Source organism: Marinimicrobium sp. C2-29 (assembly GCF_038419845.1).
Taxonomy (GTDB): Bacteria; Pseudomonadota; Gammaproteobacteria; order Pseudomonadales; family Cellvibrionaceae; genus Marinimicrobium.
On record NZ_JBCAQT010000018.1, the window covers coordinates 59670 to 83285 of the forward strand.

The 23616-nt window shown below is 60.3% G+C and carries 18 protein-coding genes and 2 tRNA genes; 9 read left to right on the forward strand and 11 right to left on the reverse strand.

All coding sequences use genetic code 11. The features are described 5' to 3' along the window. Window positions 1-35: 35 nt before the first annotated feature. On the reverse strand, window positions 36-1127 hold the full coding sequence (ychF, locus tag AAE484_RS16040) for a redox-regulated ATPase YchF (protein ID WP_341939442.1): 1092 nt from the start codon (window positions 1125-1127) through the stop codon (window positions 36-38). Between the two features lie 400 nt (window positions 1128-1527). Between ychF and AAE484_RS16045 the strand changes: the two genes are divergently transcribed. The 3 genes from AAE484_RS16045 to AAE484_RS16055 all read left to right on the forward strand — a co-directional run bounded on the left by AAE484_RS16045 (window position 1528) and on the right by AAE484_RS16055 (window position 7520). Then, complete coding sequence (locus AAE484_RS16045; protein ID WP_341939443.1) at window positions 1528-3678, forward strand: glycoside hydrolase family 32 protein; 2151 nt, start codon at window positions 1528-1530, stop codon at window positions 3676-3678. A 151-nt stretch (window positions 3679-3829) separates the two neighbouring features. Beyond that, complete coding sequence (locus tag AAE484_RS16050) at window positions 3830-4369, forward strand: OmpH family outer membrane protein (RefSeq protein WP_341939444.1); 540 nt, start codon at window positions 3830-3832, stop codon at window positions 4367-4369. A 10-nt stretch (window positions 4370-4379) separates the two neighbouring features. Beyond that, window positions 4380-7520 (forward strand): FG-GAP-like repeat-containing protein, encoded by a 3141-nt coding sequence (locus AAE484_RS16055; protein WP_341939445.1) that lies wholly within the window; start codon window positions 4380-4382, stop codon window positions 7518-7520. A gap of 58 nt (window positions 7521-7578) precedes the next feature. On the opposite strand, the gene pth is transcribed toward AAE484_RS16055, so the two are convergent. The 7 genes from pth to AAE484_RS16090 all read right to left on the reverse strand — a co-directional run bounded on the left by pth (window position 7579) and on the right by AAE484_RS16090 (window position 13561). Beyond that, window positions 7579-8163 carry an aminoacyl-tRNA hydrolase gene (gene pth, locus AAE484_RS16060; RefSeq protein ID WP_341939446.1) on the reverse strand — a complete coding sequence of 195 codons (585 nt, stop codon included), beginning with the start codon at window positions 8161-8163 and terminating at the stop codon, window positions 7579-7581. A 62-nt stretch (window positions 8164-8225) separates the two neighbouring features. Then, window positions 8226-8876, reverse strand: coding sequence for a 50S ribosomal protein L25/general stress protein Ctc (locus tag AAE484_RS16065; RefSeq protein WP_341939447.1), 651 nt, complete (start codon window positions 8874-8876; stop codon window positions 8226-8228). Window positions 8877-9009: 133 nt separating this feature from the next. Continuing rightward, window positions 9010-9939 carry a ribose-phosphate pyrophosphokinase gene (locus AAE484_RS16070; protein WP_341939458.1) on the reverse strand — a complete coding sequence of 310 codons (930 nt, stop codon included), beginning with the start codon at window positions 9937-9939 and terminating at the stop codon, window positions 9010-9012. A 238-nt stretch (window positions 9940-10177) separates the two neighbouring features. Continuing rightward, a tRNA-Gln gene (locus AAE484_RS16075) sits at window positions 10178-10252 on the reverse strand. Between the two features lie 53 nt (window positions 10253-10305). Then, complete coding sequence (ispE, locus tag AAE484_RS16080) at window positions 10306-11196, reverse strand: 4-(cytidine 5'-diphospho)-2-C-methyl-D-erythritol kinase (RefSeq protein ID WP_341939448.1); 891 nt, start codon at window positions 11194-11196, stop codon at window positions 10306-10308. Beyond that, window positions 11193-11789, reverse strand: a complete 597-nt coding sequence (gene lolB, locus AAE484_RS16085; protein ID WP_341939449.1) for a lipoprotein insertase outer membrane protein LolB — start codon at window positions 11787-11789, stop codon at window positions 11193-11195. Before lolB ends, ispE begins: the two co-directional genes overlap by 4 nt. Next, window positions 11789-13561: a tetratricopeptide repeat protein gene (locus AAE484_RS16090; RefSeq protein WP_341939450.1), complete on the reverse strand. Its 1773-nt coding sequence runs from the start codon at window positions 13559-13561 to the stop codon at window positions 11789-11791. Before AAE484_RS16090 ends, lolB begins: the two co-directional genes overlap by 1 nt. A 249-nt stretch (window positions 13562-13810) precedes the next feature. Between AAE484_RS16090 and hemA the strand changes: the two genes are divergently transcribed. From hemA to AAE484_RS16110, 4 genes are read left to right on the forward strand one after another with little or no spacing between them, the layout of a single operon-like run. Then, the gene (hemA, locus tag AAE484_RS16095) at window positions 13811-15121 is read left to right on the forward strand and encodes a glutamyl-tRNA reductase (protein WP_341939451.1); all 1311 of its coding nucleotides are present in this window, start codon (window positions 13811-13813) and stop codon (window positions 15119-15121) included. Next, entirely contained in the window at window positions 15118-16194 is a 1077-nt protein-coding gene (gene prfA, locus AAE484_RS16100) for a peptide chain release factor 1 (RefSeq protein ID WP_341939452.1), read from the forward strand. Before hemA ends, prfA begins: the two co-directional genes overlap by 4 nt. Then, window positions 16154-17071: a peptide chain release factor N(5)-glutamine methyltransferase gene (prmC, locus tag AAE484_RS16105; protein WP_341939459.1), complete on the forward strand. Its 918-nt coding sequence runs from the start codon at window positions 16154-16156 to the stop codon at window positions 17069-17071. Before prfA ends, prmC begins: the two co-directional genes overlap by 41 nt. Then, window positions 17071-17814, forward strand: coding sequence for a HesA/MoeB/ThiF family protein (locus AAE484_RS16110; protein WP_341939460.1), 744 nt, complete (start codon window positions 17071-17073; stop codon window positions 17812-17814). The genes prmC and AAE484_RS16110 overlap by 1 nt, the downstream gene beginning before the upstream one ends. 102 nt (window positions 17815-17916) lie before the next feature. Here AAE484_RS16110 and AAE484_RS16115 read toward each other — a convergent pair whose 3' ends face one another. Continuing rightward, the gene (locus tag AAE484_RS16115) at window positions 17917-18918 is read right to left on the reverse strand and encodes an adenosine kinase (protein ID WP_341939453.1); all 1002 of its coding nucleotides are present in this window, start codon (window positions 18916-18918) and stop codon (window positions 17917-17919) included. 131 nt (window positions 18919-19049) lie between these two features. Here AAE484_RS16115 and mrcB point away from each other — a divergent pair, with 131 nt between their 5' ends. Then, window positions 19050-21392, forward strand: a complete 2343-nt coding sequence (gene mrcB / locus AAE484_RS16120; protein ID WP_341939454.1) for a penicillin-binding protein 1B — start codon at window positions 19050-19052, stop codon at window positions 21390-21392. A gap of 334 nt (window positions 21393-21726) precedes the next feature. On the opposite strand, the gene AAE484_RS16125 is transcribed toward mrcB, so the two are convergent. Beyond that, a complete protein-coding gene (locus tag AAE484_RS16125) occupies window positions 21727-22140 on the reverse strand; it encodes a tetratricopeptide repeat protein (protein WP_341939455.1) in 414 nt (137 codons plus the stop codon). 183 nt (window positions 22141-22323) lie between these two features. Here AAE484_RS16125 and AAE484_RS16130 point away from each other — a divergent pair. Beyond that, window positions 22324-22400, forward strand: a tRNA-Pro gene (locus AAE484_RS16130). Between the two features lie 85 nt (window positions 22401-22485). On the opposite strand, the gene AAE484_RS16135 is transcribed toward AAE484_RS16130, so the two are convergent. Further along, on the reverse strand, window positions 22486-23490 hold the full coding sequence (locus AAE484_RS16135) for a phage integrase (RefSeq protein WP_341939456.1): 1005 nt from the start codon (window positions 23488-23490) through the stop codon (window positions 22486-22488). Window positions 23491-23616 lie beyond the last annotated feature (126 nt).

Below are 23616 nucleotides of genomic sequence, written 5' to 3' on the forward strand. Positions count from 1 at the left end.
ATCCGGCCCTATAAAGTCAAGCCTTTAAGGGGCAATTACACATTAAATCGGAAGTGGACCACGTCACCGTCTTTTACCACATACTCCTTCCCCTCCAGGCGCCACTTGCCGGCGTCCTTGGCGCCTAATTCACCTTTATAGGCAACATAGTCGTCGTAACCCACCACTTCGGCGCGGATGAACCCTTTTTCGAAGTCGGTGTGGATCTTGCCTGCGGCCTGCGGTGCGGTGGATCCGACGGGGATGGTCCAGGCGCGCACCTCTTTGGGTCCGGCGGTGAAGTAGGTGTGCAGGCCGAGCAACTCGTAGCCGGCGCGGATGACCCGGTTCAGGCCGGGCTCGTCCATGCCCATCTCGGCCAGAAACTCGGTTTTCTCGTCCTCGTCCAGTTCGGCGATTTCGGCCTCCAGCTTGTTGCAGATGGGCACCACCACAGCATTTTCTTCGGCAGCGATGGCCTTGACCTTCTCCAGGTGCGGATTGTTCTCGAACCCCTCTTCGTCCACGTTGGCGATGTACATGGTGGGTTTGAGCGTCAGGAGGTTCAGTTCGCGCAGAAGTGCCGTCTGCTCCGGGTCCAGGCCGAAGGAGCGCAGGGGCTTGGCTTCGTCCAGGTGCGGCTGAATCTGCTCGAGCAGCACCTTCATGGCCATGGCGTGCTTGTCCTGGCCTTTGGCGGCCTTGGCATAGCGCTGAATGGCCTTGTCCACGCTCTCCAGGTCGGCCAGCGCCAGTTCGGTATTGATCACGTCAATGTCGGCGGCCGGGTCGATAACATTCTCCACGTGGATCACATTCTCGTCCTCGAAGCAGCGCACCACGTGGGCGATGGCATCGGTCTCGCGGATATTGGCGAGAAACTTGTTCCCCAGTCCCTCGCCTTTGGAGGCGCCCGCGACCAGGCCGGCGATGTCCACAAACTCCATGGTGGTGGGCACCGTCTTTTCCGGCTTGACGATCTCGGCCAGCTTGTCCTGACGGGGGTCGGGCACCATGACCACGCCCGCATTGGGCTCGATGGTGCAGAAAGGGAAGTTTTCGGCCCCGATGCCCGCTTTGGTCAGTGCGTTGAACAGAGTGGATTTACCGACGTTGGGCAAGCCAACGATGCCGCAGTTAAAGCCCATGAAATTGATATCCAGCCAGAGAGTGAAAAAACAAGCCGGATTATACAGGTCCGGCCCATGTGGGAGTAGGGGGAGAGGGCTCCGGCGGGCCATTCTGGCAGCACCGGACAGAAGGGCACGTTTATGTGACTTTGGTTGCGCCTCAAATCGAAGGGTTGGCACCATATTCTTCTGATAAATACACTAAATAATAGTTTGTGAATAATAAATAGGATAAATTATCACTCGTAACATGATGATTATAAAGAATAAATAATATTGTTTTATTGTGTGAGAGAATAATTGATAATTAAATAATAGTGATGTAAGTTAGTGCAACAGCCTGGTGATGGGTGCAGCGTCAGTTGTGTGTCCGGGGCGAAGGTCTTTGAGAATCACAACATAATAGAGGATAAATAATGTGAACAAGCTTAGTGAGCGGGTGGGCTTGATCTCCTTGGTAGTTAGCTGTCTGGTTCTGGTGGCGTGCGGCGGGGGAGGCAACGGTCAGGATTCTGGTTCGAGCCGTTCCAGCTCCGGTTCGAGTTCAAGCGCCGAGCCCAATCCGTCAGGCCAGCACTACCAGGAGCCGGACCGGAATCAGAACCGGTTCTCACCGAAAGAGAACTGGCTGAATGACCCGAACGGGCTGGTGTACGCCGACGGCACTTACCATATGTTTTACCAGTACAATCCCAACGGAACAGGTTGGGGTTTCATGTCCTGGGGGCATGCGACCAGTACCGATCTGGTGCGCTGGGACGAGCAGGATCTTGCGCTGTCATACCAGCCCAGCCAGGCCACACGCGCCGAAGACCTGACCGAAATGATTTTTTCCGGTTCAGCTGTGGTGGATAAGCAGAATGTTGCCGGTTTTGGCGAGGATGCCATGCTGGCGTATTACACCAGCCACTACCCGAAAGGTTCGCCAGACTACCCGAATCAGTTGATCCAGGCTCAGTCCCTGGCTTACAGCACCGACGGTGGAAACACCTGGACCCGACATGAAGGCAACCCGTTGATCGATATCGGTTCCGCCGACTTCCGTGACCCCAAAGTGATTCCCTACACTGATGGTGACACTCAAAAGTGGGTGATGCTGGTAAGCCTGTCGGTTGAACGCAAAGTCGCGATTTATGAATCCACCAATCTGATCGATTGGGAGCGGGCCAGCACCTTTGGGCCGGTCAACGCCGCGGAAGGTCTCTGGGAAATGCCGGACCTGTTTCCGCTGCCGGTCGACGGCGATGAAAACAACACCAAGTGGGTCCTGTTGCTCAGTGTCGGTGACGGTGGCGCACCCAACGGTGGTTCGGGCGTGCAGTACTTTGTGGGTGACTTTGATGGCACCACCTTTATGGCCGACAATACCCCGGGTGCGGCGGTTGAAGCCCAAAATGGAGAGCTCTTTGATGACTTCGAGAGCGGCTATGCAAAGTGGACTGCCACCGGTGAGGCTTTCGGTTCATCGCCGGCCGAGGGAACTCTGCCGGACCAACAGACGGTATCCGGCTACGAGGGGCAGTATCTGGTCAACTCCTACCGAAACGGTGATACCAGCACCGGTACTCTGACCTCGGATAGCTTTATTGTCGACGCGGACCACCTTCATTTTCTGATTGGCGGCGGCCACCATCCGGCAACCGAAGACGACGAGACCACCTTTAATCTGTATGTCGGTGACCAACGGGTCGCATCCGCAACCGGTGATGATGCCGAGCGCCTTGTTTGGCAGTCCTTTGATGTCAGCGAATACCGCGGCGAGAGCGCCCACTTGACGATCGTCGATAACAATACCGGGGGCTGGGGTCACATCAATGTCGACCACATCTGGTTTTCTGACGAAGCTTTTGAGCCGGAAGCGACGACGCTCTGGATGGATCATGGCCCGGACTTTTATGCGCCCATGACCTTTGACAATATGCCAAATGAACGTCGTATCGCCATTGGCTGGGCCAATAACTGGCGTTACGCCGGTGCCCTTCCTACCGGTGATTGGCGAGGCAGCATGAGTCTTGCGCGTGAATTGGGTCTGAAAACCATCAATGGCGAGGTTCAGCTTGTTCAGACTCCCGCTGAGGAAGTGCAGAGTCTACGCGATGAATCGCGCTACACGAGCCTGGCCGATATTGCACTGAATGATGAATCGACCACCCTCGATGGCGAATCGCCAGATGCCCGTGTTGCAGAAGTCTCGGCACGATTTTCCGTCGATTCGGCTGATGAGGTCGGCATTCGCCTCGAATCAGAAGAGGGTGAAACCCTGATCATTGGCTATTCAGTAGAAGAGGGGGCGCTGTTCGTTGATCGGCGGGCGGCCAATCGACAGTTTACCCACCCGGACTTTAATGCCGTGCATCAGGGGCCGATGACACTGGACAGTGGCGAGGTTGGGATCCGGGTCTTTCTGGACCGATCAATGGTCGAAGTGTTTGGTAATGACGGGGAAACCGTACTGGCAAGCCGGTTTTTCATGTCAGACGGTGAACGCACGCTGCACCTCTACAGCAAAGGTGGCGCTGCCGAGGTAAAATCCGCGCAGGCGTGGGGACTCAACTCGATCTGGCGGTAGTGGTCCTGAACAGGTTCAAATTCAGCCTTTGGGGCCAGATGGAAGACAAAAAGGTGTATCACGAAGCCTATTCTTATGTTCAGCAGGGTAAATAATAATGGTCTATTCGATACTGCTTTGCCCAGTACCCCGGTTGCACCGCCGGGGGCCCATGTTCTGTAAAGCCTGGCTTCTCGGCTGTTTGGTTTTTCTTGCCTGTGGTTTCACGCGAGCTGACGCCCCCATCGCCGTGGTTGACCTTACCGATGCAATATTTGCGTCCAAGGTGGCAGTGGCCCGTCTGGAAGCACTACGTGACAGCCCCACCTATCAGCGCTACCAGTCTGCCCTGGAAGGGGGTGAAGCCGATCTGCAAAACCTGGCAAGCCGGATGAATACGCCAGGGCTTAGTGAGCAACACCGGACGATGGTGCGCGAACGGGCGGAGCATATCCGGCGGGAAACGGTAGAGACTGGCCGCGCCCTGGAACAATGGCTGCAAAGTCAGAAGCAGGCGCTATTTGATGAGCTGTCGCCACTGGCCCGGGAGGCGCTGGATGATCTCGCCCGGCAGCGGCAGTTGGATTTGATTATTGCCGAGGACGCGATCATTTACGCACGGGGGCAGTGGGTTTTGACTGACCAGGTGACCCAATGGATTGATGAGCATGTGGCCCCTGATGGCACAAGAATTGAATTACGTGAAGAGTAGAGCGTCCGCTATGTATCGAAGCTGCCTGTTGTTTGGTTTTTGCTGGGTCAGTATCTTCTGCTGGGCAGAGGAGCCTTCCGTTGAGCTGATTGACGCGGAATCTGACTCGGAGGCCGAGGCCTCGGTGCCCGAATTGCCAGAGGACTCTCATGAAGTGCTCAAGACTCTCAGAAAACGGGTAACAGAGTTGGGACTGGTTCAGGAGCCGGTGCCTGTTGAAGGCTCGACGTCCGCTGAGGGTCCTCTGTTCGAACTGGGCAAGCAGCTGTTCTTCAGTAAGTCATTGAGCGAGCAAAAGGATGTTGCCTGCGCTTCCTGCCATCATCCATTGTTGGGCGGCGGGGATGCCCTGTCGTTGCCGGTGGGGGTAGACGCGGTCGACCCCGGGATCATTGGTCCGGGCCGGGTTCATGATGGCGACAGGGAGCGAGATCCTCTGGCGGATGGAGGCCCCAATGTCCCTCGCAATTCTCCAACAACATTCAATCTGCATGTATACCAACAACGGCTGTTTTGGGATGGCCGGGTTGAAGTGACCGAGTATCACGATGCCGAGGGAGGGGAGCAGGCTCACATTCGCACCCCGGACAGCCTGCGCAACTTGCCCGATCCAGACGTAGGGTCCGATCTGGCGGCCGCTCAGGCCATGTTTCCGGTCGCCTCGGCCAATGAGATGTTCGGACGCCGTACCGATAAGGTGTTGAGCAACCAGGACAAACGTCAATTACTGGAGCGCCGACTTCAGGGGCTGGACTCCGGGGAAGCCTCATCTACGCAAGGCGACACTCCCTGGTTACCGCTTTTCCAGGCCGCATTTGATGACGTACGGGCAGATCCTTCCCAGGTCGTGACAATGGAACGGGTCGGCCAGGCTCAAGCCCACTATCAGCGCTCGCAGGTGTTGCTCGACAATCCCTGGTTCCGGTTTCTTGAGGGAGACGACGACGCGATTTCGCAAGAGGCTCGCACAGGTGCCCTGTTGTTTTATACCCCGCTGAGCGAAGGGGGCTACGGCTGTAACCAGTGCCATTCCGGACGACGCTTTACGGACGAGCAATTCCATAATATTGCGGTTCCTCAATTTGGGCGGGGCAAGGACCGTCAGGGCTTTGACCTGGGGCGAATGCTTGAGAGTTCTCATCCCGGTGACCGGTACGCCTTCCGAACCCCCTCTCTGCTGAATGTGGAAGTGACTGGCCCCTGGGGGCACACCGGCGCCTTTCTGACATTGGGCCAGGCAATCCGTCATCACATGGATGTGGAAACGTCGGTGGTTGCCTATGATTACAGCCTGCAAAGTAATCCTCAGTTCAAAGGAATTCCGACAGAGCGTGAGCGTTACCGTCAACGGTCGCGTGAGGTACTGAAAGAGGCTCAGAGCAGTGACAGTTGGGACCACTTGTCTCACCGTCGCTTTGACCCCGAGCATGCCCGGTATCTGGAAGTTTTTCTGGAAACCCTGACCGATCCCTGTGCGAAAGATCCGGAGTGCCTGGCTCGCTGGATACCCGGGCCGAACGACGATGGCCCGGACGGGGAGCGGTTTCGCGCGCAACTGGGGTCGTTCGAGGGGCAGCCACTGACGTTTCAACCCCCGAAATCTTCCCCCTCCGCTGAGAGTCAGGCTTCGGTGGTCGATCCCTGGTTTGTCGATGTAACCGAATCGGCAGGCCTGGGGTATGAGCTACCGGCGGCGGGCAATGGTGATGAACAGCATCGAGTCTCTGGAGGGATCGCCGTGGGCGATTACGATGGAGATGGCTGGGACGATCTGTTTATCAGTCACTCGACCCTGCCCGGGAAGCTGTTTCGCAATAAAGGTGATGGTACCTTTGAGGAAACAACAGGCCTCGCCATTGGCTCCCTGCGCAGTCAGCAGTTTGGAGCGCTGTTCTTCGACTACGACCAGGATGGCCAGCGGGATCTGCTTCTGGTGGAAGACAATATTCACGATGACTTCCTGAGAGTCTATCAAAATCAGGGTGATGGATTCTTTCTTCCAGACCCTTTCAAGGCGGGTGTCGGCTTTAACCGGTTCACCCACAGTCTGTCTGCGGGCGACTATGACCGGGATGGCAATATCGATTTGTACGCGGCGCATTGGGGGTTCACCGCTGATGCGGATAATAGCGGGTATCTGTGGCGCAATGAGGGTGAGGGACAGTTCGTCGATGCGAGTAGCGCCCTGCCTCCGACGCGTGAGTCTCCACAAACCGGAAAGCTGGGGCTGGTCTTCACCGCTGCTTTTACAGACATCAACAATAATGGTTGGCCGGACCTGCTATTAGCAGGGGATTTTTTGACCAGCCAGGTTCTGTTCAACCAGAACGGAGAGAACTTTGTTGACCGGACCGAAGCGGTGATATCCGATGAGAACGGTATGGGTATGGCGGTGGGGGACTTTGACAATGACGGCGATTTCGATTGGTTTGTGACCTCGATTTGGAACTCTCTGGAGAACAAGGCGTATGTGGGAGGAGAATCAGGCAATCGTCTCTATCGCAATGATGGTCAAGGCCGCTTTGAGGATGTGACCGAAGAGGCGGGGGTCCGTGAGGGCTTCTGGGGGTGGGGCGCCTGCTTTGCTGATTTCAATAATGATGGCTGGCTGGATATTTTTCATACCAACGGTATGAGCAGTAAAAACGTGGCCAATGAAGCGATCTTTGCCCAGTTCATTCACGATCCCAGTCTGCTGTATATCAACAATGGTGATGGTACTTTTACTGAGCGGGCACTGGAGGTTGGGTTGAACCACACCCGCCAGGGTCGCGGGGTGAGCTGCTTTGACTACGACCGGGATGGTCGGGTGGATATTTTTGTGGGCCATAGCGGCGAGCCGGTCGCCCTGTTCCGAAATGTCATCGAGACTTCCCATCACTATCTGACCGTAAAGTTACGGGGAGGAAAGAAAAATCTGGATGGCATTGGTGCCAAGGTGTATGCCCGCAGCGGGGCGTTGACTCAAGTCAGGGAAATTCGATTGGGCTCCAACTACCTCTCTAATGATCCGCTGGTGGCTCATTTCGGCCTGGGCAAGCATCGACAGGTGGATGAATTGACGGTGGTCTGGCCGGACGGCACGGAGCAGCTATTGCGCAATCTGGAAGCGGATCAGTATCTCGTGGTGGATAGGCCCGGTCGCCGCTGAGCCTACACCGAAAACGCTCCGCTTGAGTCGATATTGTTGAGGGCGTACTACTGGGTCCCTAGGCTTTGGTATGCAGCTGATTCATCGCCTTGGCCCAATCGCCCTTCGCGGCGAGGGGCAGCACAGCGATGGCCCGGTCAATGGCGTCATACAGTTCCTGCTGCTCGCCGGCGGGCGCTTTTTTAAGCACATAGCCCACGACCTGCGAAGCTGAACCGGGGTGACCGATGCCCAGACGCAGGCGGTTGAAGTTGGGGTTGTTGCCCAGCGCCTTGATGGTGTCGCGCAGCCCGTTGTGTCCGCCGTGGCCGCCGCCGTGTTTGAGCCGAGCCGTTCCCGGGGGCAGGTCCAGCTCATCGTGAGCGACCAGAATGGCTTCGGGCGGAATCTTGAAGAACTGGGCGATAGCGCCAATGGATTGGCCGCTGCGGTTCATGAAGGTGGTGGGGATCAACAGGCGCAGGTCCTGTCCATCGAGTGTGGCTTTGGCTGTGAGGCCATGAAATTTGGTTTCCGGGCTCAGGGTGGCCCCCAGCGTGCGGGATAGCTCGCTGACAAAATCGGCACCGGCATTGTGGCGGGTGCGGTCGTACTCTTTGCCGGGATTGCCCAGGCCGACGATCAGTTGCAGTGGTGTGTCCATTGCAGTTCCTGCGTCCAAAAAAAGAAAACCCCGACAGCGGGTGCTGTCGGGGTTTTTCGGTCTTACTTCTCTTCTTCGCCTTCGTCGCCTTCGCTTTCGGCTTCATCTTCGGCGTCGTCAGAGGCCATGCCGCGCGGCTTGTTGACCGAGGCAACCGGCTGGTCGTGGTCTTCGCCGTGGCTCAGAGCAACGGACTCAACGCCTTTGGGCAGAGTCAGATCCGAGATGTGCAGGCTGTCGCCCAGCTCCAGGTCGGTCAGATCCAGCTCGATGTACTCGGGCAGGTCGGCCGGCAGACAGGTGATTTCCAGCTGCACCATGTTGTGCACGATCTTGCCACCCTGCAGCTTGACGCCCTTGCAGTTTTCCTCGTTGAGGAAGTGAATCGGAACGCTGGTGTGCAGTTTGGTGGTTTTGGAAACGCGCTGGAAATCGGCGTGCTGGGTAAAACCACGCGCCGGGTGACGCTGCAGGTCCTTGAGAATTACGTTCTCGGACTTGCCATCGATGTTCAGCTCGATGATGTGGGAGAAGAAGGCCTCGCTCTCCAGGTGCTTGGTCAGTTCTTTCTGGCTGACCATGATGGAGGTGGGCTTTTTCTTGCCGCCATAGACGATGGCGGGCACTTTGCCTTCCAGTCGACGCAGGCGGCGGCTCGCACCTTTCCCCAGAGCGTCACGGGATTCGGCTTTCAAAATAAAGTCATCAGACATAATGTCTTCCTCGAAAAATCCACTGGCATCCGCGACCAGAATCACCAGCGGGGTTACAAAAACCGCTTTGCAGTATTGCTCAGCGGCGGTTATCTGAGGCCAGGGCTGAATACGCTGGAACTATCGCACGCACTCAGCGGAACATGGCACTCAGGGATTCTTCATTGCTCAGGCGCCGCATGGCTTCACCCAGCATGCGCGAGAGCGTCAGGGTGCGAACGCGGCTGCAGTTGGCGGCCGCTTCGCTCAGCGGGATGGAGTCGGTCACGACCAGCTCATCCAGCTGTGAGTTGTTGATGTTGTCGATGGCGTTGCCCGACAGTACCGGGTGGGTACAGTAGGCCACCACTTTGCTTGCGCCCTGGGCTTTGAGCGCTTTGGCCGCATTGCACAGGGTGCCGGCGGTGTCGACCATGTCGTCCACCAAAAGGCAGGTGCGACCGTCGACCTCGCCGATGATGTTCATCACTTCGGCGACGTTGGGGTTGGGGCGGCGTTTGTCGATGATCGCCAGGTCCGCGTCCAGCTGTTTGGCCACGGCTCGCGCCCTTACCACGCCGCCAATGTCCGGCGAGACCACAATCAGGTCTTCAAAACTCTGCTTTTCCACATCTTCGAGCAGCACCGGTGAGCCGTAAACGTTGTCGACCGGGACGTCGAAGAAGCCCTGGATCTGTTCGGCGTGCAGATCGACCGTCAGCAGACGGTCGATACCCACACCCACCATCATGTCCGCGACCACCTTGGCGGTAATGGGAACCCGCGCCGAGCGCACCCGTCGGTCCTGTCGGGCATAGCCAAAGTAGGGCACCACCGCCGTAATCCGCCCGGCCGAGGCCCGGCGTAATGCGTCCACCATGATCATCAGCTCCATGATGTTGCGGTTGGTGGGCGCGCAGGTCGGTTGTACGACAAAGACATCCCGGCCACGGACGTTGGTGTTGAGTTCCACCGCAATTTCCCCGTCGGAGAATTGCGATACCGATACATCGCCCAGGTCAATACCCAGAAAGTCGACGACTTTGTGCGCCAGCTCGGGGTTGGCGTTACCGGTAAATACCATTAACTCAGTCACGTTCGGTACCTTTTGGGTTGTATGGCCGCTTTGTCGTTGCTGTATTGTAAACGTTTGTCCGGGGTTGTGCGCCTGGTGGTCATCTCCCGTCGGGATCGAAGGGGCTGCAGGCTGCGATAGGGTCTGAGCACCGGAGTCTGATCCGCGGGAAGCAATCGGGAGAGGATACTATAGGCATTGACCCAAACGAACAACGCCGCTGTTACAGCGGCGTGTCTACGAAATATGGCTGGGGCGGTAGGATTCGAACCTACGCGTGACGGGATCAAAACCCGCTGCCTTACCGCTTGGCTACGCCCCAGTAGTCGTCATATCGGCGATTGTAACAATCGCCTGGTGCTTTTCACTCTGTAATCAGTCCTTTGTTCTGTCGGTCAGTGCCTGATAAACCGGCGATCGGTTTACTCCGCGGGCGACAAAGCCCGGCAATTCGGAGGGCGCCCGGGAGAGAATCCCGTTCGCCTCGGCTTCACTGTCGAAGGCGGCAAACACGCTCGCCCCGGTTCCCGACATCTGAGCGGTGGAAGAAAAATTTTCCAACCAAATCAGAGCGTTATCCACTTCGGGATGCAGCTTTCTGACCAGTGGCTGGCAATCGTTTTTGCCACCCTGCTCGTGAAAGGCCGCTACTGTAATGGGCGCTGTGTCTCTTGTCAAATCTTTGTGGCAAAAAATCCTGGCGGTGGAAACCTCGCACCGGGGTGTGAGCACCAGATACCAACGGCTCGGCAGTGTGAGCGGGGTGAGTTGCTCGCCGACGCCTTCGGCCCAGGCGCTGTGGCCGGCGACAAAAACCGGGACATCGGCGCCCAGTTCCAGGCCAATGGCCTGCAGTTGCGCCACCGGCAGATTCAGTTGCCACAATTCGTTCAGGGCGAGCAGGGTGGTGGCCGCGTTGCTGCTGCCGCCCCCGAGTCCGCCGCCCAGAGGGAGGCGCTTGTCGAGTTCAATGTCGACGCCGGTCAGCGCCACTGATGGGTTCAGTTGGCGCACGACGCTCTGCAGGCGGCGCGCGGCCCGGAGGATCAGGTTGTCCTCCGGCGGAAATCCGGGCAGCGCCGGGCTCAGGCTGATTTGCCGATCGGGGCGCGGGGTGAACCGCAGCCAGTCACCATAGTCGAGCAGCTGAAACGCTGTCTGCAGGGTATGGTAGCCGTCAGGACGCCGCCCGGTGATGTGCAGGCAGAGATTGAGTTTGGCCGGTGCGGGCAGATCCAGTGATGGGGGCGGTGGCTTCTGTGTCATGACGCTTCGGGCAACGACCACTGGTAGACGATCAGGGTCAGGCGAATATCGTTCCGCTCGGCGATTATCCGGCCGGGCAGGGGTGTCAGGCCAGTGGCTTCATAGTCGTCGTACGACAGCGTCCAGCCACTCTGGCGCAGCGTTTTGAGCAGCCCCTCGGGGGTGAACTCGACCAGGTGGTGCTTACTGCCGGGGGCGGGAATACCCCGCACCCAGTATTTCAGTTGCTCGACAGGGAAGGACCAGCCGGTAGCCCGGCGCATGAGCTCTTCCCCTGTGGCCGCTTCCACCGGGGGCTCGCCGCCCTCGCGCAGCTGCACCCGACCGTCCAGTGCTTCGATCACCACACGACCCTGCCCGAAGGGGCCGCTCAGGTCGATCCGGTAGTCGCTGTCGTTCTGATTCCAGCGCAGGCGTGCACTGCCGCTATTCTCGGGCAGTCGGGCCCCCACCTTGCCGCTCAGTTGCCAGTGTTCCAGCTCGCTGGCGGTGCGGCGGTGGGTTTCCCAGTCGTCGACCGGCTGGACCGGCTGCTGGGCACAGCCGGCCAGCAGGACCAACAGTGCCAGGGGGGCAAAGAGCGTCGGCCGCATCAGGGGTTGGCCTCCAGTCGGCGCATGGTTTTCGGAATCAGTTCGCTGTCCGGGTCCTCGTCGAGCCCTTGCTCCCAGACCTCCCGGGCCCGTTCTTTTTTGCCCAGCCGCCACAGCACCTCACCTAGATGCGCGGCGATCTCCTGGTCCGGGTAGGCTTCAAAGGCTTTCTCCAGGTAGGGCAGGGCCTCTTCCGGTTCGTTCATCCGGTAGAGGATCCAGCCCATGCTGTCGAGAATGGCCGGTTCCTCCGGCTCCAGTGCCAGGGCCTGGCGAATCAGCTCGTAGGCTTCGTTGTAACGGTCGGTGCGGTCCGCCAGGATGTAGCCCAGGGCGTTCAGGGCGGTCGCATTGTTGGGGTCGTATTTGAGCAGGGCGCGCAGGTCCCGTTCGGTCGCCTCCAGGTTGCCCCGTTGATCGTGCAGCATGGCCCGGCTGTAGCGCAGGTCGCTGTGAGTCGGATGGGCCTCCAGGGCCTGATTCATCGTGCTCATTGCCTCGTCGTCGAAGCCTTTCTGCTGCAGCGAGCGTGCCTCCAGCAGATAGAGATCGGCCGCCCGGTCGGGGAAGCGGGTGCGCAGCCGGTTCATGTGATCATGGGCGGCGGCGGTGTCGCCGCGATCGAGAAAGATGTCCAGAATGTTGAGTGTGGCCTGAAAGAAGTCACTGCCCGGTTCCACCTGCAGGTAATGCAGCAGTGCATCCTCGGATTCACCGCGGTTTTCGGCCAATTGGCCCAGGTAAAAGTGGGCCGTGGAGGCGTGGTGGCCCGAATCGAGCAGGGTCTCAAAGCTCTCCTGGGCGGTGTCCCGGTCGCCGCGCTCCAGCGCCACAATCCCCAGAGACAGGTGCAGGTCCGGGTCATTGGGCTCCTGCTGCACCAGCACCTCGAACTGTTCCTGCGCCAGTGCCAGGTCGTGCTGGGTGAGCAGGCGGGCGTACTGTAGACGCAGGCGCAGGCTCTCGGGCTGCTCCTCCAGTGCCTGAACAATGAGCTTCAGAGCTTCGTCGGAGCGGTCGAGCTGGTTGAGCAGGGCCGCTTCCAGAATGGTGGCGGCCACGTTGCCGGGGTGATGCTCCCGCGCCCGCTGGGAGTAGTGCAGCGCTTCCTGGTAGCGACCCTGCTGTTGCAGCAGCAGTCCGGTGCCGATCAGCAGTTCGCGGTGCTCGGGGTGCGTTTCCAGCAGGGTCTGAAAGCCCTCAAGCAGTTGCTCCCGCTGGGTGTCGGTGGCCTCGCCCGCGCTGGCGGCGATGTTCTGGAACAGGGTGTGCTCGCCTTTTTCCTGCAGTTTGCGCGACAGCTCGAAGGCCTCCTGCAGACGACCGCTTTGCACCAGTGCCAGGGCGGCATTCAGTTGCGCTTCGGTATTGTCGGGGTCCACATCCACCCACAGGAGAGCGGCATCGAGAATCGCGTTGTCGGCTTCCATGAAGCGCGCAATGTGGGTCGCCCGGGCCGCCACCTGCGGGTCGCGGGTCTGGTGGGCCTGCTGTATGTAATTGGACAGGGCGATATCAAAGCGTTGCCGGCTGCCGGCCAGTTCGGCCGCCAGCAGGGCGTAGAGGGTTTCGCTGGTAAAGGGCCGGGTAGGCGGTTCCGGCTCGGGTTCCGCCTCCTTCGCCGTTTGTTCGGGCTCTTCGGCGGGCTCGCTCGACTCTTGCGGTGTTTGCGCCGGGTCCTGTTCCGGCGTCTCCGGTTGCTGCGCGCAACCGACCAGAGCGAAAAGGGTGCCAAGGGCCAAACTGGCCAGAAACTGGGAGCTGAATGTCATAAGGTCTCATCGTTTCGTAAGCAATGGGAGCATCATAAACACCGCGGCGCGGGTTCGCCAGTGGCGGGGCGTTTGTGAGTGTTAAAAGCGGCTGGATTCGTGCGGGTACAGAGGGAAAATACGGCGATACGACCCGCGTCACAGGCACCTGAGGCGTGGGTCCAGCGTTGTTGAAACCACGTGCCCCTTGCGCCCGGTCCCGCTGGGCCGGACAATGTCGTCCCTTTATTGGCAATCTGCTCGCACTTTATGACCCTGTTGGCCTTCGGCATCAACCATACCACCGCGCCTCTGGCGATTCGAGAGCGGGTCGCTTTTGCGCCCGACGGCCTGGAGCGGGCGCTCGCCGAGGCCAGGCAGATGGCGGGCTTGAGCGAAGTGGCGATACTGTCCACCTGCAACCGCACGGAGATCTACGCCGCCAGCGACGCCGAGGCCGATCAGCTGTTGCGGTGGCTGCTGGATCACACCCGGATGGGCGAAGAGGATCTGGAGAACTGCTTTTACTGCTACCGGGACCATGAGGCCGTGGGCCATATGATGAAAGTCGCCGGTGGGCTGGACTCGCTGGTGCTCGGTGAGCCCCAGATTCTGGGCCAGATGAAGTCGGCCTATGCCGTGGCCAGCCAGGCGGGCACGATCGGGGCGGCGTTGCACGCCGCCTTTCAGCAGGTATTCGGCGTCGCCAAGCGCGTGCGCTCGGAAACCGCCATTGGCGAGAACCCGGTGTCGGTCGCCTACGCCGCTGTGACCCTGGCCCAGCAGATCTTTTCGGACCTCAAGCAGGACACCGCGCTGCTGATCGGCGCCGGGGAAACCATTCAGCTGGTGGCGCGCCATCTCAAGGAGCAGGGCATCCGCAAGTTGATCGTCGCCAACCGGACCCTGGATCGGGCCCAGCAGTTGTCGCGCGAGCTGGGCGCCGAGGCCATACTGCTGGCGGATATCCCCGAGTATTTACCCCAGGCGGACATAGTCATTTCCTCCACCGCCAGCCAATTGCCGCTGTTGGGCAAAGGTGCGGTGGAGTCCGCGCTGAAAAAGCGCAAGCACAAGCCGGTGTTCATGCTCGATATTGCCGTGCCGCGCGATATCGAATCGGAGGTGGGGGAGCTGGACGATGTCTACCTCTACACGGTGGACGACCTGCATGCGGTGATCGACCAGAATAAAAAGTCCCGCCAGGCCGCCGCAGACAAGGCGCGGGAGATCATTGCCGAGGGGCTGTCACACTACCTGGAGACCCAGCGGGCCCAGGATGCGGCGGCCACCATCCGCACCTATCGGGCGCAGGCCGAGGCGCTGCGGGCGGCGGAGCTGGCCAAGGCCCAGCGCGCGCTCGAGGCGGGGAGTGATCCCGAGCAGGTCATGAGCCAGTTGGCCCGCTCCCTGACCAATAAACTGTTGCATCCACCCAGCGCGGCGCTGCGGCGCGCGAGCGCCGAAGGTCGCAGCCAGCTGGTGGCCTCCGCCCGGGAGCTGTTCGGGCTGGACGAGTCGGCGCCGCCGCAAAATGACGGCGCCTCGAATACTGAAGACGGGAAAAGCGAACGCGAATGAAAGCATCCATTGAAGAAAAACTGGAACGGTTGACCGAACGCTATCAGGAAGTCGCCGCCCTGCTGTCCGACCCGGAGATCATCGGCGACCAGAACCGTTTCCGTGGTCTGTCCAAAGAATACGCCGAACTCGAGCCGGTGGTGGAGAGCTACGAGCGCTACCACCAGATGCAGTCAAACCGGGCCGAGGCCGAGACCATGCTCTCCGACCCGGAGATGCGGGAGATGGCACGCGAGGAGCTGGACGCCTGCGATGAGCAGCTGGGGCCGCTCGAAGAGGAATTGCAGCGCCTGCTGCTGCCCAAGGATCCCAACGACGGCAAGAACGTGTTCCTGGAGATCCGGGCCGGAACCGGGGGTGACGAGGCGGCGTTATTTGCCGGCGATCTGTTTCGCATGTACAGCAAATACGCCGAGCAGAACAAATGGCGCATTGAGATTCTCAGCCAGAACGAGGGTGAGCACGGCGGCTTCAAAGAGGTGATCAGCCGTATCGAGGGCGACAACGTTTACGCCCAGCTCAAGTTCGAGTCCGGGGCGCACCGGGTTCAGCGGGTGCCGGAAACCGAATCCCAGGGGCGCATTCACACCTCCGCCTGCACCGTGGCCGTGTTGCCCGAAGCCGATGAAGTGGAAGCGGTCGAACTCAACAAGGGCGACTTGCGCGTGGATACCTTTCGCGCCTCCGGCGCCGGCGGTCAGCACGTGAACAAGACCGATTCGGCCATCCGCCTGACGCACCTGCCCACGGGCATCGTGGTGGAGTGTCAGGACGAGCGCTCGCAACATAAAAACCGGGCCCGGGCCATGTCCCTGCTGGCCGCCAAGCTGAAAAACCGGAGCGAGGAGGCGGCCGCGAAGAGCCGCACCGATGAGCGCCGCAACCTGGTGGGCTCGGGCGATCGCTCCGAGCGCATCCGCACCTACAACTTCCCCCAGGGCCGGGTCACCGACCACCGCATCAACCTGACTCTGTATAAGCTCGATGAAGTCATGCAGGGCTCGCTCGATGATGTCATCCAGCCGCTGGTGCATGAATATCAGGCGGATCAACTGGCGGCGCTGGCCGAGTAGCGTGGCCGAGGTGACCGTCGCCCAGTGCCTGCGCCGCTCCGCCGAACTGACGGAGGTGAGCGACAGCCCGCGTCTGGATGTGGAGCTGTTGCTGGTCTTTGTGCTGCAGCGCCGTCGCACCTGGCTCTACACCTGGCCCGAGACGGCGCTGACCGAAGCCCAGCTGGCCCTGTTCGAAGCGGCGCTCGCGCGTCGCTGCCTGGGCGAGCCGCTGGCCCATATTACCGGCGAGCGGGAATTCTGGTCCCTGCCACTGCGGGTCAACAGCAGTACCCTGATTCCCCGCCCCGATAGTGAATTGCTGGTCGAACTGGCCCTGGCACTGACGGGGGACCAGCCCAAGGGGCGGGCGCTGGACCTGGGAACCGGCACCGGTGCCCTGGCGCTGGCCTTTGCCAGTGAGCGCCGGGGCTGGGAGGTCACCGCTCTGGATGCCTCCCCGGAGGCAGTGGCGCTGGCCGAGGAGAACCGCCGGCGGCTCGATCTGGAGCAGGTGCACTGCGCCTGCAGTGACTGGTATTCAGCTCTGGAGCCGGCTCAGCTGTTCGATCTGATCATGAGCAACCCCCCCTACATTGCCGACAATGATGTCCACCTGAGCCGTGGCGATGTTCGCTTTGAGCCCCGCTCGGCGCTGGTGGCCGAGCGGGACGGACTGGCGGATATCGAGCATATCGTCGATCGGGCTCCCGGGTATCTGGTGTCCGGGGGCTGGCTGCTGGTCGAGCACGGCTGGGAGCAGGCCGAAGCGGTCGGAGCCATTTTTGAACGATGCGGGTTTCAGTCGGTGCGCACTGAGCAGGACCTCAATGGTCGCGACCGGGTGACGCTGGGTCGGTGGTCTGGTGAAAAGGTTCGGGAGGGAGATGCGGGATGATGAATGACGAGCAACTGCTGCGTTACAGCCGCCACATCATGCTCCCCGAGGTGGACATTGAGGGGCAGGAGCGACTGCTCGAAGCGAAGGTGCTGATTGTTGGCCTGGGTGGGCTGGGCTCGCCGGTGGCGATGTACCTGGCCGCCTCCGGTGTCGGCGAGTTGTGGCTGGCGGACCACGATGAGGTGGACCTTTCGAATCTGCAGCGCCAGATTGCGCATACCACCGAACGCATTGGCGAGCCCAAAGTAATGTCCGCTGCCGCCGCGCTGCGGGCGCTGAACCCCGAGACGCGGATTGAGCCACTGGTGGAAAAACTCAGTGGCGAAGCCTTGACCGCCCGGGTGCGCGAGGTGGATCTGGTGGTGGACGCCACCGACAATTTCAGTGTGCGCTATGCCATCAATCAGGCCTGTGTCGCAACCCGGACGCCGCTGGTCTCCGGCGCTGCCATTCGTCTGGAAGGGCAGGTGGCGGTGTTTGACTCCCGCGAGCCCACCAGCCCCTGCTATCGCTGCCTTTACAGCGTGAGTGAGGATGAACAGCTCAGCTGCGCCGCCAGTGGCGTGCTCGCGCCGCTGGTGGGCGTGATCGGCAGTATGCAGGCGCTGGAGGCGGTGAAATTACTTGCGGGCATTGGCCGGTCGCTGGCGGGCCGGTTGTTATTGTTTGATGCCTCGACCAGCCAGTGGCGTGAGATGAAGCTACCGCGCGACCCCGAGTGCCCCGTGTGCGGTCCGTAGGGTGGGCTCCGCCCACTATTGTGTGGTTTTTTGGTAGGGTGAGCTCCGCCCACCATTGCCAGTTTTTTCGGCAGAACGCTAAACCGGTGGGCAGAGCCCACCCTACCCGAAGAACTCCTGTTTCAGCTGTTGGTGCTGCTCCGGGCGCAAACGCGGTCCGTACTGGGTGACTACCTTGCCGGCGGCCAGGCTGGCAAATCGGCCCGCGGTATCGTAGCCGTGGCCCTGACTCAGGGCGTAGAGGAAGGCGCCGGCAAACATGTCGCCCGCGCCATTGCTGTCGATGGCTTTCACCGCGTGGGCATCGATGCGGTAGGAGTGCTTGCCATCAAACACCAGGGCGCCATCGGCGCCGCAGGTGATGGCAAAGCTCCGGCAGTAATCCTGCAGTGACTGGGCGGCGCTTTCCAGGTCGCTGGTGCCGGTAAAGCCCATGGCCTCTTCCTTGTTGCAGAACAACAGGTCCACACCCTCGCCGATCATTTCCAGAAGGCCGTCGCGAAAGAATTGCACCATGGCCGGGTCGGACAGGCTCAGGGCGGTCAGGGTGTTGCGCTTCTCTGCGCGCTCACGCAGTTCGATGGCGGCCGCCCGACCGGTGTCCGAGCTGACCAGGTAGCCCTCAATGTAGGCGTAATCGGCCGCTTCCACGGCGGCGGTGTCCAGCTCGTTGACCGAGAGGGTGGCGCTGATGCCCAGATAGGTGTTCATGCTGCGCTCGGCGTCCGGGGTCACCATGACCAGGCACTTGCCGGTAATCCCTTCGGGCGGTGTCACATGCTCGGGGTAGTCGACGCCGGCGGCCTTGATGTCGTTCAGGTAGAAACGACCGTTCTCATCATCGGCGACCTTGCACGAATAGAAACTGCGGCAGCCGAAATAGCTGGCGGCAATCACTGTGTTGGCTCCGGAGCCGCCGCTGGCCCGGCTGGAGTGAACCAAGTGGTCCTGAAGATAGTCAATCAGTTCAGCCTGGCGGGTTTCATCGACCAGGGTCATCACACCCTTGGCCACGGCCATGGCTTTCAGGTCCTCGTCATTGACTTCGATTTCCGTGTCCACCAGTGCCGCGCCGATGCCGTAGATGTGATAGTGATCGTTCATTCCGGGCCTCTTTGTTGTAGGATACCGGCCGCGTTGCCGCCGGAGAGTGGGGGCATTATGCAAAATATACGGGCGCCGATAAAGCGCCGACGCCAAGACCATCTGTTTGACAAGAGAATTCCGCTTTCGCCATGACCCGACGCCGCCGTAAATCTCCTAATCGCCGCCGAGGCAAACGCTCCACCGCGCCACGCCACGGCTGGGCGCTGGCACGCCTGTGGTTCTGGTATGGCCTGGGGGTGGTGACGCTGATCGCGCTGCTCTGGGTGCTGTACCTGAATCATGTGGTGCAGGAAAAGTTCGAGGGTAAAAAGTGGTCGGTGCCCGCCCGCGTCTACGCCCGCCCACTGGAGCTGTACCAGGGGCTCGCGCTGACGGCGGAACTGTTTGAGCAGGAGCTGCTGGCGATCGGTTACCGCCCGGTCGAGCGGGTCAGCGGCCCGGGCCAGTACGCGCGCCAGCGAAGTGGCGGGACGAGCATCTATCAGGTTTACAGTCGCGGCTTTGAGTTCTGGGACCAGGACGAATCGGCGCGTCGCTTTGAGCTGTCGTTGGCCTCGGGGCGGGTCAGCACCCTGCGCGATGCTTCCGGCGATCCTCTGCCGTTGATGCGTCTGGAGCCGGAAGAAATCGGCGGTATTTTCCCGGCGCACGGAGAGGATCGGTTACTGGTGCGCCTGGAAGACGTCCCGCCCCGGCTGGGGGAAACCCTACTGGCGGTGGAAGACCGGAATTTTCTCGATCACCACGGCATCTCCTTTTCGGGCATTGCCCGGGCGGCCTGGGCCAACCTGCGCGCGGGCGGCGTGGTTCAGGGCGGCAGCACCCTGACGCAACAGCTGGTGAAAAACTTCTACCTCACCCACGAGCGCAGCTTCAGCCGGAAAATCCAGGAAGCGATCATGGCGGTGTTGCTGGACTGGCACTACGACAAAGCCGAGATTCTGGAAACCTACATCAATGAGGTGTATCTGGGCCAAAGTGGGGCTCAGGGAGTGCACGGCTTCGCGCTCGGAGCGCAGCACTACTTCCGCCAACCGCTGAGCGAGCTCGACACGTCCCAGACGGCGCTGCTCATTGCGCTGGTCAAGGGCGCCTCCTACTACAACCCCTGGCGTCACCCCGAGCGTGCGCTCGAGCGACGCGACCTGGTGCTGAAGGTGATGGCGCGCGAGGGCCTGATTGACGCGGCAACGCTGCGCCAGGCCCGTGAGGCCCCCCTGGGGATTGTCCCCAGCGGCGATTACAACCTGCAGAGCTACCCGGCCTTCATCGAACTGGTCAAGCGCCAACTGAGTCGCGACTACCGCGAAGAGGACCTGCAGAGCGATGGCCTCAGGATCTTCACCAGCCTCTCTCCCATGGTTCAACGCCGGGCCGAGCGGGTCATGAGCGAGCGGGTGCACCGCCTCGAACAGGATTACGGTATCGAGGGCCTGCAGGGCGCGACAGTGGTGACGTCGGTCGGGGCCGGTGAGGTGTTGGCCATGGTGGGCGATCGGAACGCGCGCTCCGGTGGCTTCAACCGGGCCCTGGACGCGCGTCGGCCCATCGGCTCGCTGGTGAAGCCCTTTGTCTATCTCACGGCACTGGAACAGCCGGAGCAATATGGCCCGGCGACCCTGATCAGCGACGAGCCGGTCACGGTGGAGGCCAAAAATGGTCAGCGTTGGCAGCCGCGCAATGCCAGTCTGGAAAGTCACGGCGAGGTGCCGCTCTATCTGGGGTTGGTGAACTCCTACAACCAGGCAACCGCCCGACTGGGGATGGAATTGGGGCTGGAGTCGGTCTACCAGACGCTGCGCCGGGCGGGCTTTGACGGCCACATTCCCCAGGTTCCCTCGATCCTGCTGGGAGCTGTGGAAATGACCCCCACGGAAGTGGCCGGGATCTACCACACGCTGGCGGCCGAGGGGGTCTACACGCCGCTGCGGGCCATCCGCGAGGTGCTGACCGCCGAGGGCGAACCGCTGCGCCGCTACCCGCTCAGCGTCGAGCAGCGTTTTTCCACCGAGGGCAGTTTTCAGCTGCAGTATCTGCTGCAACTGGTGCTGCGCGAGGGAACGGGCAAACAGGTCTACCAGCAATTTCCGGACGATCTGGCGCTGGCCGGCAAGACCGGTACTACCAATGACCAGCGTGACAGCTGGTTTGCCGGCTTCAGTGGCCAGCACCTGGCGGTGGTCTGGCTGGGGCGGGACAACAACAAGGAGACACCGCTCAGTGGCTCAACCGGGGCGCTGCAGGTCTGGGCCGACCTGATGGGCGAACTGCCGACCCAGGGGGCCGCCCTGGCGCCCCCCGGCGATGTCAGTTTCGACTGGCTCGATCAGAGCACCGGCCTGCTCAGCGCCGAGCGCTGCGAGGGCGCGGTCTGGCTGCCTCTGCGTGAGGGCCAGACTCCGCAAACCAGCGCCCCCTGTCACCTGGACCGGTCGGAATCGCCGCGCTGGTGGCAGCGACTCTGGCGTTGAGTGACGCGCGAGAGCGCCCCGGGCGGCATGCCATAAAAAAACCGGCGCCAGGCGCCGGTGAATTAACTTTAGGAGTACACGTAAAGGAAAGTTTCCTGACTTGGTCCCACTGGACCCAACTGGTGGTTGATGTGTGGACCAGGGATCGCGCGCACCAGTTACTGTAAGTATTGGCTCTGTCAGAGATTCTGCCAGTTTTTTACGCACTGAGATTAAACCAATTCGCAATAGACTCGCCGTTGGACATCAGGATTGGCTATATATTGATCAATCTGACGTGCTTTTCCGCCACTCTCGCCGTTCCTCATCGTCCCTCTTCGTCTCACACCGCTCTCTAGAAACGCAGTGTGTTCGGATCATTGCTTGAGGAATCGCGTTTGACCGCCTCCAGCGCCTGATAGAGCGGAGAGTTTGGTGGGCTGTAACGCATGCCCTGCTGAGCGAACTGGCCGGCCCGCTTGGGGCGGGCCAGGTGCAGGTAGCTCTGGGCCAGCAACAGGTACAGCTCGGGCTCGCGCCGGTCGATACGAAGACCGCGCTCAGCCACCGCGATCGCAACGTCGTATTCTCCCCGCTCATAGGCCAGTCGGGCCTGATCAATCAGGCTCACGACAGCCGCCGTGCCCGAATCAGTTGATGGCTCCTCGGCGGTAGTATCGTCCTCCGGCCGCTCCAGCGGGCCGACACAGGCAGTCAGCCCGAGTAGCAGGCAGAGCACGGTGGCCCGGATCGGGGAAATGGTTCTCACGCTCGATATCCTCTCGTTGTTCATAGTGTCGCTGTGGGCGCATGATACCAGTTGTCGGGCGTTGCGGCTCGGGCTTCATTCACATTGCGCGATTCGCAAGAATTATCGAGCGGCCATTTACACAGGGAAAACAGCTGTTATAATTCCGGCCTCGTCGGGTGCAGCCTTTGCGCCCACGACAGTCGGAGCGTAGCGCAGTCTGGTAGCGCACCTCGTTCGGGACGAGGGGGTCGTAGGTTCAAATCCTACCGTTCCGACCACTATTCCCCGTCTAAGCCCCTGATTTTCCTTGAGAAAGTCAGGGGCTTTTTCGTTGTAGGGGGCAATTTTGCCCCTTTTTTGCCCCTAATCTGAAATTTGGACCTTTGGCCGGTAATTAATGGCCTGCTGGAGGTGTTCCGGTGCCAGGTGAGAGTAACGCATGGTGAGCGTGACGGTGCTGTGGCCCAGTATGCGTTGAAGGGTCAGGATATCACCGCCGTTCATCATGAAATGGCTGGCGTAGGTGTGGCGCAGCACATGGGAGGCCTGGCCTTTGGGCAGGGTAAAGGAGCACTTCTTTAGCACGATAAACAGTGCTTTGGTGGCCGTGGCGAATAGCCGGTTGTCTTGCCCTGTCGGCTCGTAGGCCTGTATTTCCGCTTCCAGCTCTTTGGTGATGGGTACTGTGCGGTTTTTGCCCGACTTGGTATCAGTGAAGGTGATACGGGCGTTGACGATCTGGCTTCTTTTCAACTGCTGGGCTTCGTTCCACCGGCAACCAGTCTCCAGGCAAATTCGCACTACCATATAGAGGCTGCGGCTTCCCGACTCCTTACAACGGCGAAGCAGTTCGTGACATTGGTCCAGTGTCAGGAAGGACAGCTCGCGCTCCTTGATCTTGATGGGTTTGACGTTCGCGAGTGGGGGCGGGTATTTGATCTGCTGTGTTTTGTGCAGGAACGAATACATGGCATTGAGGTAGCCTAGTTCGTTGTTCAATGTTTTGGCGGCAATGCCCTGTTCAAAGCGACGGTGCCGGTATTCGAGGTAAGCGTTAGGCCGTAGCTTTTTGGCCACAGGGTTTTTTAACACTTTGCAGATTCGCAGCAAAATCTTACGCCGGGTATACGACCTGGCCAGGTGAACGCCGTGGTGCGAGTACCATAGCTCAATCAGGTCAGAGAGCCGGCGTTTATCGGCTTTGGCCGGGTTCCAGTCTTCGGTATCACCTTCGGCGTGTTTGGCCCTGACATGGGCTTCAAAGCGGGTAGCCTCGGCTTTGGTTTTGAAGGTCTTGCGGTACCGGGTGAATACATCAATGCGGATATCGGCCATCCAGTTGCCGTTGGATTGTTTTCGTACACTCATCAGACTGCCTTCCCCCATCTTAGATACCGCTCTTTGAGCAAGTCTTCAATATGTTCGCTGAAAGCGATCTCTGAGAAACCCTTATCCTTGTAAAAGTCCTCGATGGTGTACCAAAACGGAAGCTTT

Bases quoted from the DNA above. Each gene is read 5' to 3' on its own strand.
- AAE484_RS16135 (WP_341939456.1), bottom strand. From the start codon at position 23,490: ATGAGTGTACGAAAACAATCCAACGGCAACTGGATGGCCGATATCCGC.
- ychF (WP_341939442.1), bottom strand. From the start codon at position 1,127: ATGGGCTTTAACTGCGGCATCGTTGGCTTGCCCAACGTCGGTAAATCC.
- AAE484_RS16090 (WP_341939450.1), bottom strand. From the start codon at position 13,561: ATGACATTCAGCTCCCAGTTTCTGGCCAGTTTGGCCCTTGGCACCCTT.
- AAE484_RS16070 (WP_341939458.1), bottom strand. From the start codon at position 9,939: ATGGTATTTACCGGTAACGCCAACCCCGAGCTGGCGCACAAAGTCGTC.
- lolB (WP_341939449.1), bottom strand. From the start codon at position 11,789: ATGCGGCCGACGCTCTTTGCCCCCCTGGCACTGTTGGTCCTGCTGGCC.
- AAE484_RS16050 (WP_341939444.1), top strand. From the start codon at position 3,830: ATGTTCTGTAAAGCCTGGCTTCTCGGCTGTTTGGTTTTTCTTGCCTGT.
- prfA (WP_341939452.1), top strand. From the start codon at position 15,118: ATGAAAGCATCCATTGAAGAAAAACTGGAACGGTTGACCGAACGCTAT.
- AAE484_RS16055 (WP_341939445.1), top strand. From the start codon at position 4,380: ATGTATCGAAGCTGCCTGTTGTTTGGTTTTTGCTGGGTCAGTATCTTC.
- hemA (WP_341939451.1), top strand. From the start codon at position 13,811: ATGACCCTGTTGGCCTTCGGCATCAACCATACCACCGCGCCTCTGGCG.
- mrcB (WP_341939454.1), top strand. From the start codon at position 19,050: ATGACCCGACGCCGCCGTAAATCTCCTAATCGCCGCCGAGGCAAACGC.
- AAE484_RS16110 (WP_341939460.1), top strand. From the start codon at position 17,071: ATGAATGACGAGCAACTGCTGCGTTACAGCCGCCACATCATGCTCCCC.
- ispE (WP_341939448.1), bottom strand. From the start codon at position 11,196: ATGACACAGAAGCCACCGCCCCCATCACTGGATCTGCCCGCACCGGCC.
- prmC (WP_341939459.1), top strand. From the start codon at position 16,154: ATGAATATCAGGCGGATCAACTGGCGGCGCTGGCCGAGTAGCGTGGCC.
- AAE484_RS16115 (WP_341939453.1), bottom strand. From the start codon at position 18,918: ATGAACGATCACTATCACATCTACGGCATCGGCGCGGCACTGGTGGAC.
- pth (WP_341939446.1), bottom strand. From the start codon at position 8,163: ATGGACACACCACTGCAACTGATCGTCGGCCTGGGCAATCCCGGCAAA.
- AAE484_RS16065 (WP_341939447.1), bottom strand. From the start codon at position 8,876: ATGTCTGATGACTTTATTTTGAAAGCCGAATCCCGTGACGCTCTGGGG.